This is a genomic window from Pelagicoccus sp. SDUM812005 (assembly GCF_031127875.1).
Lineage (GTDB): Bacteria > Verrucomicrobiota > Verrucomicrobiia > Opitutales > Opitutaceae > Pelagicoccus.
Map to the genome: position 1 here is coordinate 1 of NZ_JARXIA010000026.1, position 13,831 is coordinate 13,831.

General features: G+C 54.7%; 4 protein-coding genes. All 4 read left to right on the plus strand.

The genetic code is table 11. From position 1 onward, the window contains the following. Positions 1–550: 550 nt before the first annotated feature. The 4 genes from QEH57_RS22425 to QEH57_RS22440 all read left to right on the plus strand — a co-directional run bounded on the left by QEH57_RS22425 (position 551) and on the right by QEH57_RS22440 (position 13,769). Positions 551–3,421, plus strand: a complete 2,871-nt coding sequence (locus QEH57_RS22425; RefSeq protein WP_309009036.1) for a hypothetical protein — start codon at positions 551–553, stop codon at positions 3,419–3,421. Between the two features lie 533 nt (positions 3,422–3,954). Then, positions 3,955–8,529: a carbohydrate-binding protein gene (locus QEH57_RS22430; protein ID WP_309009037.1), complete on the plus strand. Its 4,575-nt coding sequence runs from the start codon at positions 3,955–3,957 to the stop codon at positions 8,527–8,529. Between the two features lie 305 nt (positions 8,530–8,834). Further along, on the plus strand, positions 8,835–10,145 hold the full coding sequence (locus QEH57_RS22435; RefSeq protein WP_309009038.1) for a hypothetical protein: 1,311 nt from the start codon (positions 8,835–8,837) through the stop codon (positions 10,143–10,145). A 99-nt stretch (positions 10,146–10,244) separates the two neighbouring features. Further along, the gene (locus QEH57_RS22440) at positions 10,245–13,769 is read left to right on the plus strand and encodes a hypothetical protein (protein ID WP_309009039.1); all 3,525 of its coding nucleotides are present in this window, start codon (positions 10,245–10,247) and stop codon (positions 13,767–13,769) included. The last annotated feature ends 62 nt before the right edge of the window (positions 13,770–13,831 follow it).

Sequence of the window (13,831 nt, forward strand, 5' to 3'; positions counted from 1 at the left end):
GGTAGGTGAGAGAGTGTTCGGTGTTCGTTGTCCTTGTTGGGGCGCGATTGTTTGTCGTGTCGGGGTCTTTCGAGAAGTTGGGAGCATAGTATCGATTGTGATCTAAGGTTGCGAGCGTACGCCCATTTCCTTGTTTCTTATCGGCGAGGTTGGAGGCTTTGCACCTGTCGTATCGGAAGAGTCTAATTTACATCTTCGAAAGGCCTTCATATTCATGAGCAAAAAGATTGAAAAGTTACCAGTGTAAGTACTCAAAGGGTTTAAAACCGTTCTAGGGGTGGGTGTATAATTTTTGCTACCACTAGTCGTGTTCGGATTTTGATCTGCCGAGCTCGCTAAAGCAAACTACAACCCCACATATAAAAGATCCTATATGAAAAGCCCTACTAAAGCCGTGCCCTTCGTTCTTGCGAGCGCACTCTTGACTTCTGCACTTGCGCAGGACGACGGTTCAGCGATGGAGGAAGAGATCTTCGAGCTCACTCCTTTCACTGTAGATGGTTCAAATGATACTGGTTATCGTGCGAAGCATTCCCTTACGGGAAGCCGCATGAAAATCAGTCTGGATGACGTCACCGTTCCGCTTGACGTTATCACTCCTGAGATGATGGAGGATTTCAATATCACTGAGCAGGAAGAGCTCTTCGATATTGTTTCAAACATGGAGAGTCGTGACGACTCCTTCCTGTCCGGCGTTTATGAGTCGGGAGCGTCTTATAAGATACGTGGGTTCGTGGGCGTGAAGAGCTTGCGAAACTTTGCCGCGAGCAACATGACGTTCGACTCCTATAATTCCACTCGTTTCATTGCCTCGAAGGGGCCGAATGCCATTCTTTTCGGTTCTGGTCCAGGTGGGGGCTCAGTAAGCTTCTTCACGAAACGTTACAACTTGGGCAGCAAGGACAGTACGAATATAAGCGTTTCCGCGGACAGTTTCGGTTCGATGCGGTACCAAGTAACGGGGTCGAAGACCTTGATAGAGGATACCTTGGGTATTTTCTACGGCGCTTTCGATGATACCAAAAAGTACTATGAAAGACCGAGTTACCAGGCTCGTAACGGAATCTATTTGAGCGCGACGTATCGTCCTCTCGAGAATACGGTGATCACGGGGAGTTACGAGTCGCGGGCGGAGGATGTTTTTCGTCCGGCTTCACATTACGGTACCTTAATCGACTACTATTCGCGTTGGGACGAGCTTGGTTCTCCCGTTACTCGTGAGGTAGACGACAACAACCGAAACACAACGCTCTACTTCCCGAACGGTACGGTGTTGTCGGACGGTACGGTCGTTGAGCCAGGCGGTAGCCTCAGTGGACAGCCATTGCGCAACTGGGGTATGGAAATGTACTCGAACCTTGCGACGATCAACGACGTTAGGAATCAACCGAACTATCGTTTCACGCTAGCTGATGGACAGGTCATGGACATGCGCGGCAGCGCCTGGACGGATCGTACCCGTGACACAGCGCTGACGGATGGTCAACGAAACTTCCTTGTAGACGCTTGGCCGAAGGACCTGAACCCTACGGGGCTCAACGGAGGAGCTGAAGTTGATACGGAGGCTATCGACCTGAATATCGAGCAGAAGTTGAGAGACGATCTGTACCTGATGCTTGCCTACGGAAAGACTGAAAACAAGCGGGTACAGTACCAGCATCGTCATCGTCAACTGTATCGAGATCCTAACTACTACTTGCAGGATGGCGTAACGCTTAATCCTCATGTTGGTGAATTCTATGTCGAGAATACCAACTATAACTTCTTGGACCGTACGAACGAGTCTGAGACGTATACGGCTACTCTCGCTTACGAGCTGGATCTCGAAGAGCGCAACAAGTACCTCGGCAAACACAACTTCGCGGTAATGCATTCGAATGAAGTTGTGAGCAATATCAACGTTCGCCAGTCGATGTTGATGACGGAGACTCCGGATGGGTCTCTACCATTGACGGACGTGGATCTCGGTACCCATCGCTTGTACACGCGTACCTATTTGGGCCACGACTTGAGCGCTCTCACGGCGGACGATATGCCAGAAGACCTGCGTTATATACACCGGACGGGAGTATTCAGCGCTGATGGATATACTTGGGAACTGTTTGATGGAGTCGGATCTACGGGGGCGAGTTCGATCGATACGACCTCCAATATGTTCGTCGCTCAAAGCAATTTCTTCCGCAGTCGCCTGATTACGAGCTTCGGGTACCGTGCGGAGGAAGTTGAGCAATATGTAGTCAACTTCGGTCAGAATCCTGCCATGCAGGATCGTTACACGATGTTTGAGCACTACACGAAGGAAGACGCGGAAACGGAAGGTTTCACGCCAGTCTTGACGGACGATATCGTCCCGACCTCGTTTCCATCGACCCCTTGGGATGTGGTTGATGGTGTGTCGCGAAATGTTGGCGCGGTGTTTAAGCTAACTCCGGATATTGCTTTGGTAGCCAATGCTGCTTCGAATATTAGCGGTTCTCCCAATCGTACCGGGGTTTTTGGGCAGGTAATGCCGAATTCCGAAGGCGAGAGCGAAGACTATGGTCTGCGTTTCAACCTGTTCGAAAACAAGCTTCGCGTAGAGTACACTCGCTACAACACGGCGACAACTAACCAAGCTCTGCAGTCAAGCCGCATGGGAATTAAGGATGGCGACGCCGAGAACATCTTGAAGATGATGATTCAAAGTGGTATGCCGGTTACCAATGTATTCGAGTTCGGAGAGGGCTGGGACCTTCGCGATTTCCGTTCCCGCGGTCACGAGGTGACTCTATCCGGTTCGCCGGTCGATGGCTTGAGTCTTCGTCTTGCTGTGAGCTACAACGAGCAGGTAGCCACCAATATAGCCTCCGTGTGGATGGGGTGGATCAACGAAAATCTCGATTCGCTTGCCGCTTTCGTAGCCGCTAATCCGAATGCCTTGAACAACGAATCGGAATCGACGACGACCGCTGCTGAGCACTTCCAAAACATTCTGGATGGTCTCGCAACCAGAGAAGGGCAGGAAGGCATTCCTAACTTCAATGCTCCTCTTTGGACAGCGAAGGGCCTTGCTAAGTACCGCTTCCGTGATGGCGCTTTGAGAGGGCATGAAACGGGAGTCAATATCGCCTGGCGCGGCAAGCAAAAGTCGAACTTCTTCAGGAATACGGATGGGTCGTACGACTACGACCGTCCTTTCTATACGGATGATACGACCAATGTTAACTTCTTCTGGAACTATTCTAAGAAGATCAAGATCGCCGAACGCGACGTGAAGTGGAAAGTGCAGCTGAACGTAAACAACCTGTTCAACTCGCAGAACTACACTGATCGTAACTTCTTCTATGCGATCCGTGGGGACGAGACTTCTGAGCTCCTCTCCAATGCGGTGAACATAAAGGAACCGCGCCGTATCTCGCTCACGAATACCTTCTCCTTCTAAAGAGAAAGTCCAGATTCATCATAATTGCTGCCCCTGTGGATTTTTCCACAGGGGCTTTTCGTTTTTCGGTCGGAGAGTTTTTCGGTCGGTTTTTTCGAATTTTAGAAGCTCACGTTGATCGCTGCCGGTCCCACGTCGGCCATGGAATGGTGTTCGAGTAGGACGCGATTCCTGCGGGGTTCTTCTAGCTGGATCAAGAGAAGGTGTATTCAGAAGGTGAGTACGAACTAGGGTCAGCATGGGCGGCGGTCCTTATTTGTTTACCAAATTAAATGAAAAAGGAAGTGATGTTGGATCGGGAAGGGCTGAGTGTCTTGGCTGCCTCACTTAACCCCTTCACCTTCATCGCGGAGTACTCGTAGCTCTAGGATCCGACTTACCCAACTCGTTTCTCGAAACATAAGCGCGACATCGAATCAAGAGATATCCTCTCTTGGTGGATCGTGTTTAAATCTGTTCTGACGTGTTGGGAATACGGGATCGGGAGACTGTCGAGCGTTCGTGGATGAACGACAGCGAACCCAACATTCATTATGTCAAAAAAAATGAGAATGTACGGCAGCCTTTGCGCCGCTCTGTTTCTTTTTCTTTCAACCATGCACGCCCAGTTCGTGCATCCCGGGCTGTCGCACAAGCAGTCTGACCTGCACCGTATGCGAGACATGATCGAAGCTAAAGTCGATCCGTGGTATACCTCCTATCAGGAGTTTTGCGCCGATCCGAAGGCGAGCTTTGACTATGTCGTGCAGGGGGATCCGTCTTTGACGGTCGTTTACCGCGACGCGCCGCGAACTAACAAGAACAAGTGGGTAGACGACAGTCGCGCCGCCTACTACAACGCCTTGCGTTGGTGCATCGAGGGTGACGAGCGGCATGCTCAGAAGGCGGTCGAGATATTTAACGCATGGACCGGACTTACCTACGTTCAGGCAGGTGGCACGGAAGCTCTAAGCGGGAGCATGATCTATGTCATGGTCGAAGCGGCGGAACTGATTAAGAGCACTTACGACGGGTGGCTGGAGGAGGATATCCAGAAGTTCAAGGACATGTTGGTGTATCCAGGATACTCAACCACCGAGGTTCCTACGGACTTGAGGACGCAAGGGACGTGGTACTGGCGCTGCTACAAGTTCGACCGAGCCCGTGCTGGCAATCAGGAATTGAGCGCCATTCGAGCGGTAATGGCGATGGGCGTTTTTCTCGATAACGAGATCATGTACGATCGCGCCCTTCGCTATGTGAGTGGCTTGCCCGCGCGTGCGGATGACCTTCCTTACCCACCGGGACCCAATATCCAAGGCGATGTGATCGAGGAGACGGAATACCGTATTTCCTATTCGATGACGGAAGACGATTCGATCCCGGACTATGGCTTCAATGGCGTCATGACCCATTACATCTGGGAGAATGGACAATGCGAGGAGAGCTCGCGCGACCAGGGACATACGATCTATGGAATTGGACTGCTTTGCTCTTTGGGCGAAATGGCTTGGAACCAAGGCGACGACCTTTGGGGGCATGCCGACTCCCGGACTCTGCTCGGACTCGAGTATACGCTTCGCTACAACGTTTCCTACCTGCAGTCCTACCCAGATCAGGCTTCTCCTTGGGAGCCGACTGTCGAGTCTGGCGAATTTATCCAACGAGTCGATCGGACGGCCCGCACCAAGTCTTTGAAGATCAATCCGTACTTGGCTTCCGACTACACGCGAATCACCCGCGGCCAATTCTACAACCAGAACACCTTCGAGCTACCATTGGCGCACTATGTGGGGCGGGGGTTCAAGAGCACGGACAGCGATGCCAAATGGCTAGCCCGCGCGAGAGACTATTCCTATGAGGTCGACGGACAGTACGAAGGGCCTTCGACTGACAATGGATATCTCGGCTGGGGGGCGCTTACCTTCCGGCGCCCAGAGCTTTGTTATGGAGATCCGATCAGCGGTTTCAACGAAGAGGGCTTGCCAATTTTCTCGATGCATAGTTTGCCGGCCACCATCGAAGCTGAAAATTTCGACTATTCGCCGGTCAGCGGCGAGGGGCGCATTTACCATGACACTACAGTTGGCAACTCCGGCGGCGCCTACCGAACGGATGAGAGCGTAGACATCGAGGCGCTGCCGGACGGTGGCAATGCGGTCGTTTCGATGGAAGCGGGCGAATACCTCGTCTACACGGTGAGCGTGCCGGGGAATGCGGCGTACAACCTGAGCGCTCGGGTTTCTGGCCTCGCGGCGGGTGGTACCTTGAGTGTATCGTTTGGAGGTGTGGATCTCGCTGGACCGATTGAGGTCCCCGCTACCGGTGGTTCCCAGAATTGGGTTGATCTTGAGCTGGCTAGCAACGTGAGCCTGACGCAAGGAGTGCAAGCGATGACGATCACTGTCGGCGGAGCCAGCAATGTCGTGAACCTAGATAGCGTGACAGTGGACTTGGTGAGCAAGCTGGATCAGTCGATCGCGTTTCCTGCGTTGCCGATCGTGGAGCTGGGCGAACCGGCGGTTTACTTGGAGGCCCAAGCAAGTTCCGGGCTAGCGGTTCGTTACGCGAATTCCAATGAAGAAGTCGCGACCGTATCCGGAAGGACCCTACACGCTGTGGGAGAAGGCGTGGCAACGATTACCGCGAGTCAAGCAGGCAGTGTCGTGTACAACGCGGCCCGAGACGTATCCCGCGTTTTTCAGGTCAACCCACGCGGCTCGTCGGTAAAGGTCGAGGCGGAATCCTACGTTGCCCAGTCGGGTACGCGGACGGAATTGACCGAAGACGATGGCAGCCTGAACCTAGGTTACATTGAAGAGGGCGATTACATGGAGTACGAGGTGGAAGTGCCTCTGGCCGGTACCTATGTCCTGCAGTACCGCGTTGCCTCGCGGGACAATGGAGCTGCCTTGTCGGTGACTCGAGATGGTGTCGTGATCGATTCCTTAGCGAGTTTGCCGACAGGAGGTTGGCAATTCTTCGAGACGGTCGGTAGCAAGACGCCTGTCGAGTTCTCGGCGGGGACGCACACGATTCGTATCACGGCCGAAGGATCTGGTTGGAACATCAATTGGTTTCGATTGGCACTGGTCGAGCCGCTCGGCGGGAACCCGCCGGAAAAGTCCTTTCAGTTCATCGAGTTCGATGCTTTGGAGCCTGCGATCGTCAGTGATCCGGACATTGACCTGGCAGTGACTGCGAGTTCCGGGTTGCCAGTAGACATCGAGAGTTCGAATCCGTCAGTTGCGGTTGTATCCGGTGGAGTCGTACAGATTGTGGGTGAGGGCACCACCTTGCTGACTGCTTCGCAAGCGGGCAATGGAAGCTACTATCCTGCTTCGGACTTTATTCGAGCGTTGGTTGTTCGGCCTGAGCCAAGCCTGAAATTCGAGGCAGAGGACTTTTCGAGTCAGCTTGGGGTCAGCGTCGAAAATACCACCGATTTTGGTGGCGGCCGGAACGTGGGCCGAATCGACGCAGGGGACTACATGGAATACAGCGTTTCGATTCCACGCAGCGGTCAGTACCTCCTCGCGTACCGAGTCGCGAGTCGCGACAACGGCGGATCATTTGATCTAAAGCTCAACGACGAGGTAGTGGATGGTCTCAGCTTCGCTCCGACCGGGGGCTGGCAGGACTGGGAAACGGTGCACTCAGGCAACTACCTGCCGATCGAAGCGGGTGACTACACCGTACGCATTGAGGTTGATGGAAGCGGATGGAATTTTAACTGGTTCCAGTTCCTTTATGCGGGAGCGATCGGAGCTCCGAGTCCGAGCAAGATCAAGCAGACGATCGAATTCAGCGGTTTTCCGGAGTTGCAGGTGGGCGATTTCGACTATCCGATTGAAGCTGTTGCCACTTCTGGACTCGAGATCAGTTACCTGAGCTCGGACCCTAGCGTTGCTAGCGTATTGGACGGGAAACTACAGTTAAATGGGGTGGGAACCGCCACGATCACGGCCTCTCAGGCCGGAGACTCGTTCTTTGCGGCAGCGTCGGAAGTTTCCCGAGTCGTAGTCGTGACCCCCGTGCCGGTAACGGTTCTTGTGGAAGGCGAGGACTGGGTGAACCAGTCGGGCTTGAGAACGGAGACTACCAGAGACGTGGGTGGGGGGCTAAACGTGGCTTATATCGACACGGGAGATTTCGCCGAGTACTCGGTCGAATTTCCGGTGAGCGGTCTCTATTCCCTCGAATACCGCGTGGCGGGCCGCAGTTCCGGCGCGTTGGCCCTGAGTGTTGATGGAGACTTGCTCGACGAGGTGAGCTTTCCTTCAACCGGAAACTGGCAGAACTGGGAAACTGTAAGCTCGGGGGAGACCGTGTTCTTATCCAAGGGGGGCCGCTATATGCGTCTCGACATTGCCAAAGGCGGGTGGAACTTGAATTGGTTTCGCTTCGTGCTGGAAGAAGGTGATACCGATGAGGATGGCGTCCTCGACGGCTCCGACGCATTCCCTGAAGACCCAAGCGAGTGGGCGGACAGCGACGGTGACGGCATCGGAAACAACGCTGACCTCGACGACGACAACGACGGGGTAGCCGATTCCGAGGACGCCTTTCCGCTCGACCCGACTGAGTCCGAAGACCTCGATGGGGACGGTATCGGCAACAACGCCGATTTGGATGATGACGGAGACGGCATTGAGGACGAGTGGGACAACTGTCCTACCATTCCGAATACGAATCAGGTCGACCTCAATGGTGACGGCTACGGTGACTTGTGCGTGGCCGCTGACGTGAACATCGACTCCAGCGTGGTAATCCTTTACGCTCCGCTGATCGGATCTGGGGTTTCGATCCACAAGGACGTTGTGATCGGCGACCATGTGAATATCGGAGCCGGCGTGGAGATCCATAAGGATGTCATCATCGGAAACGATTTCGCAGTGGGCGAGAACTCCAAGATCAAGAAGACCGTTTCGATCGGCAACGATGTCTTTGTCGGTGACGGCGTGGATATCGACAAGGATACGGTGATCGAAGACGAGGTCGTCATCGGCGACAACGCGACCATCAAGAAGAACGTGTTGATCGGCGCCGGTTCCTACATCGGCCGTGGCGTGATGATTGAGAAGGATACGGTAATTCCTCCGGGCTCTTATTATCCCGATGCAGAGTAGCTGTAGCTAGAAGATTGCTACAAGGAGACGGCTCCAGCTTTCCGCTGGAGCCGTTTTTCTTTATGTTGGCCGGCGGCACGAGGACTGCCTCCTTGCTCCACTTCGAGTTCGATTCGAGCGATTTTCTTCCCGGGTTTTGCGATTTTCAGGAGGTTACCAGTGTAACATTGGCTTGTGTCGTGTGTGGCAGAGCCGATTTGCATAGATTGAGGTTTGATCCCCTGTTTCCCTGAACGCCCGCCCCTGCCTCGAATTTGGAGGGATCGTTGCGCGCGGGGCGAGTGGACATGATTCCCCCAGTTGTTATGAAAACCGTTTCCAAGACTTTTCTGTTTCTCGCAGTATTTCTGCCCACGTGGATTTCCTGGGCCGCTCAGGAAGAAGCATTCGTCCGCATCGATTCGATCGCTGAGCTGAAGTCGTACGCGTCGCAGTCCGGCGTTCGGGTCAGGATGGAGCCGGGAACCTATCGTCTGGACGAGGCGGACGACCATCATTTCATTCGGTTTACGGGCGACGGCTCGCATTACGACCTGAGTGGCGTGACCTTCGAGATCGACAACAAGCTGTTCAGCAAGTTCGGGGTGGTGCCGGGCAAGGACGGCTTTTACTGCGTGATCGATTTGATCGGGGACGGCATTGTATTTGAGGGGCTCACCACCCGAAATGTCGGGCCTGAGGCGAGCGCCCAGAGTCGGAACAAGATTTTTAACGTCGTAGGCTCGAACGTGGAGCTTCGTAATGTAGATATCACTACGTCGGGATCCAGCCCTTGGGGCTACGGAAGCTTGTACGGCCTCGGGGGAGGCGACGTGCGTAAGATGAATGGCATTCGAGTGGGTTGGCCGGCGAAGAATTCTAAGCTGATCGGTTGCCACGTGCATATGCGGGCGATGGGGCATGCCATTTTCGTGCAAGGTGCGGAGGATACGCTTATCGAGGACTGCCATGTCGATGGCTTATTGAGGCCTACCAATGAGATTTTGCTGGAAAACTCCGGCTATGCCTACGATCGCGACTTCAAGGCTCGGACTGGATCCTATGTCGAGGGAGTGAATGTGGGGCTTGAGGGCGAGATCCTGCCAGACGAGATAATCGCGTTGAGCGAGGATGGGATTCGCATGTACGGGCATGGCGGGGAGGGGAACCATCCCACCGGCAATACCACCATTCGGAAATGCACGGTGCGGCAAATGCGTCGTGGGATCTGCACGGGGCTCGGTCCGGGAGCCGATGTAGTTATCGACTGCGAAGTGACGGACAGCGTCGCTGCAGGCTTCAACATCGGAAACGGCGACACGCTCGAGAACTGTCGCGTGAATGCGCGCTATGCGGAGGGCTTGAGCTGTCCTTACTATGGATCTCGAAACGCCAAGGTTGAGCTTGAAATCCTCGATAGCCGTAATGGCTTGGCGAATACGGTTCTCGCGACCGTTAACGGCAAGGGGCATGATATCGTGCTGACCGTTGCGGAACCCGAATACGTGCCTGAGGATTTCACTATCGAGATGGCGACGAATAAGGGCTATGCATTTTACCAAGCGAAGGGCGGAGCCCCGGTTGCTGAGAACATTTCTTTGAAGAACGGGACCCGAGCGAAGGTCGTGGAGCCATAGGGAGCCTGCTCCCGGTTTTTCCAAGAGGACGAAAATACTGCGGTGGGAGTGGGGGCGATGATGACCTTCCTTGCCGCCTGTTAACAGGGCCTAACAATTATGAAAAAGCTGTTTTGTATTTTAATCGGTTTATGCTGTTTGGGGATTGTTTCGGCGGCTGCTCGTGGCGGCGTCTCGAACCTAGAAGACTGGGACGGACTAGCGTTGGAGGCCGACGCAGGGGTGGCGTCGCTGGCGCTTCCTGGCAAGGCTTCCTATACGTATCCAGATGGTGAGCGGGGCGGATATCGCTATGGTCTTTCCTTCGTAAACGACAGTGCCGCGAACTGGCGGGGATTCTATGGTATCCGGTTCGATGTGTATTTGCCGCAGCATACCGTTCTGAAGCTTAGGGCGACCATCGAGAACGCGCCCTACAAGCTGAACAAGGGCAGCACCGATGTAACGGATGTCTTCACCGCTGAATTCGGATTGCAGGGTGAAGGTTGGCAAACCGTGACCCTTCCGCTGGAGTCGTTCAACGTGCCGGCGGCTCGTCCTTTTGCTCTCGAGAGCGTGAAGACGTTTTCCTTGCAGGCGTCCTTTGCCGATGGGAGCGATGGCGCGATCAAGCTGCGTAAGCTGAAGCTGGTAAAGGCCGACACGCTCCATTTTGAGAGCGAGATCCGCTCCGCTTCGGCTGAGGGCGGAGAGCAGGTGGAGTATCGACTTCGAATCGAAAACTGTGCGGATGTGGCTCAAGCGGTAAGCCTGTCGCGTTCCGTTCGCGGTCGCGAGGTAATGGATACCCGGATCGAGCCCAAGGAATTCTTGCTGCAAGCGGGCGAGAGCAAGGAATGCAAAATTACCGTTACGGTTTCGGAACGCGTCGCTCCGGGCGGACGCGAAACGCAGACCATCCAAGCGATGTCCAATGGCAAGCCCGCGGGGCAGATTGAATACATCACCGCAGCCTATCTGCCGCATCCTTACCTCATCCATAACCGTGAGCGCTGGGACGCGGTGCGCCAAAAGGCGGAATCGGTCGAATGGGCAAAAAAGGAAGCCGCGGATTACCTGAAGAAAGCCGATGCCTGGCGGGTTCCGGAAGTGAACCAGGCCAAAATTTCGCGAGCCAGCAACTCGGTTTACCTCTTTGGCAAGGACCAGGAAAAGAGCGCCTACGGCGCGGCCGTTGCATGGCAGCTAAGCGGCGACAAGAAGTACGCGGAAAAGGTGGCCTTGTTCTTGCGTCGCCTTTCCGATCCCGAAACCGGCTACCCGAAGACGCTGCAAGCTAGCGTCGGCAGTCTAGTGCAGGAGGGTGTCTTCTTCCAGCATACCGCTTGGGCTTATGACACGATTTATAACTCAGGTGTATTGACGGAGCAGGACCACGCCAACATCGCCCAAACCTTTCGCCGCTATTTCTACGTCATCGATCAAAGTATCAGCCAGGGCATTACCGGAAACTGGGAAGTCGCTCAGCTCTGCGGGGCGGTTTATTGCGCTCTGGCGATTCAGGATCTTGCCGCAGTGGAGCGTTTCGTCGAGGGGCCGGGTGGATTCTACGATCAGGTTAGCAATGGCATTATGGCCGATGGCTGGTGGTACGAGTGCGCCATCGGCTACAATGGATGGGTTACCAGCGAGTTTACGCAGCTGGCCTTGGCCCTGCAGCCGTGGGGAGTGGACTACCTGCATGCCTCCTTTCCGGCAAGCTATTCGAAGGAATACAGCATTTTCCCGGTCGATGCTGATGAACGTCGGCAGATCATCTACGGGAAGCCGTTCCAAAAATGGGGACCGGTCTACAAGCCGTATGTGAAAATCCAGGACATGTGGAACGCCATGCTGCCGTACATCGATTACGACGGAGTGATGTTCGCCAACAACGACGCGGTGGAAAATCGCTTCGATGCGAACTACTACGAGATCGCCTATTTCGCCTACCGGGATCCGAAGTATGCGGCCCTCGTCAAGAGCTCGGGCAAGCGCGACTTGATCTACGGCGTTCCGGAACTACCCGACGATACGCCGGTGCTCGGAGAAGGTTCTGCTTTTTCGGATAATGTTGGACAAGCCATGCTGCGCTCCACGCAAGGGGAGCCTCGCGAACGGATTCAGGCGGTTTTGAAGTACGGTACCCATGGGGGCTACCACGGGCATTTCGACCGTACCGCCTTGAATTCGCTGATGCGCTATGGGCGGAGCTTCTACAATCCGGAGCACATATGGTACGGGTATCCAAATTTCATGTACGCCTTTTTCGTGCAGAGCTCCTTGCCGCACAATATGGTCGTGGTCGACATGAAGCAGCAGGAGGCAGTGGAGAGCCTTAAGCTGATGTTCAGCACCGATGAGCTGATGCAGGTGACAGCTGTCGAAACCAAGGCCCGTTGGTCAGCCCCGCCGTATGGAGGAATCAACTACCCGTGGTTTACTGGCGACACCTTCCAAGAAAAATGCTGGGAGGAAGGGCGCTACATGCCCGTCCCTGAGAACGAACCGCAATGGGGCAGGTTAGGCCCCTTCACGGAGCGGGTTACCCAGCGTCGCCTCATGGCGGTGACCGATGATTATGTAGTGCTGGCTGACTATCTCGAGTCGCCGGAGGAGCACACCTTCGATTGCCTTTTCAATATCAAGGGCTTCCAGGGAATCGAAGCGGAAGGCGGCATTGGATCGGTGCGGCATACGGAGCAGATGAATTCTGACCCAGTGCTGTCGGCCCAGCTGATTACGGATTGCAACTGGTATGAGGCCGAAGGTACCGCTAAGGTCAGCTTCGAAACGCAGTTCGGCAAAGACGCCGACAATGCCGGCACGCGAATTTACGGCAAGGAAGGCGTTCTGAAGATGGATGTTTACTCCGCCTGGCCGCGCGACCGAGAGGTAATGATCGGTACGCTGCCGGAAGCTCATGGCGTGAATCGCAAGTTCTGGTATTCAGTGAATGGCGACGATGAGGAGCTGGCCTCTGGCAAGTTCGGAGCGTGGGTATTGGGCAGGGAAGAAATCGATGTTTCGATCGAAGGACGGAAGACCTTGACCTTGACTAGCAAAGCCGAGTTCGACTCGGATGCTCCGAAAACGCTCTTTTGGGGAGATCCAGTGATCGTAACGGCGGACGGCAGGGAGCTGAAGCTCTCCGAGCTGATGTTGCGCTTTGAGCAGATCGACGATGGGCCCGCGAGCGGCGTCGACTATTATGGTGGTCCGGTGAAAATTTCCGGAAAGCAGTTCGCCGAGAGCGTTCCCGCAAATCCGCTTAAGTCAGGGGCCTTGGGCTCCATTACAGTGGATTTGGCGGGCCTTAACGCGGTTCGCTTCAAGGCCAGCATAGGGGGCGACTACCCGTTGGGCGACGAAACGTGGCGCCGCAAGTCGCTCAGCTTCCGCAGCTCTGGAGAACAAGCCCGCTACCTTACGGTGATTGAGCCCTTCGAAAAGGAGAGCATGGTAGCCTCGGTTGTAGCCGACTCGGCTGAAAAACTGACGGTCACGCTCAAGGACGGTCGAACGCAAGTGATTGAGATTCGGGGACTGGAAAAGGGGCAAGACCTACGGGCCACGATTCAGGAGTTCAAGGGCGGCAAGTTGATTCGCAAAGAACTGCACGAAGGAACGAACGCGAAGCCCTAGGTGTAATATATAATTTTGGAGATATTGATATGAAGAAGCAGGTGATAGCTATTTTGGCCCTA

Excerpts from the sequence above, each read along its gene's own strand:
- QEH57_RS22430 (WP_309009037.1), top strand. The coding sequence starts at position 3,955 with ATGTCAAAAAAAATGAGAATGTACGGCAGCCTTTGCGCCGCTCTGTTT.
- QEH57_RS22425 (WP_309009036.1), top strand. The coding sequence starts at position 551 with ATGAAAATCAGTCTGGATGACGTCACCGTTCCGCTTGACGTTATCACT.
- QEH57_RS22435 (WP_309009038.1), top strand. The coding sequence starts at position 8,835 with ATGAAAACCGTTTCCAAGACTTTTCTGTTTCTCGCAGTATTTCTGCCC.
- QEH57_RS22440 (WP_309009039.1), top strand. The coding sequence starts at position 10,245 with ATGAAAAAGCTGTTTTGTATTTTAATCGGTTTATGCTGTTTGGGGATT.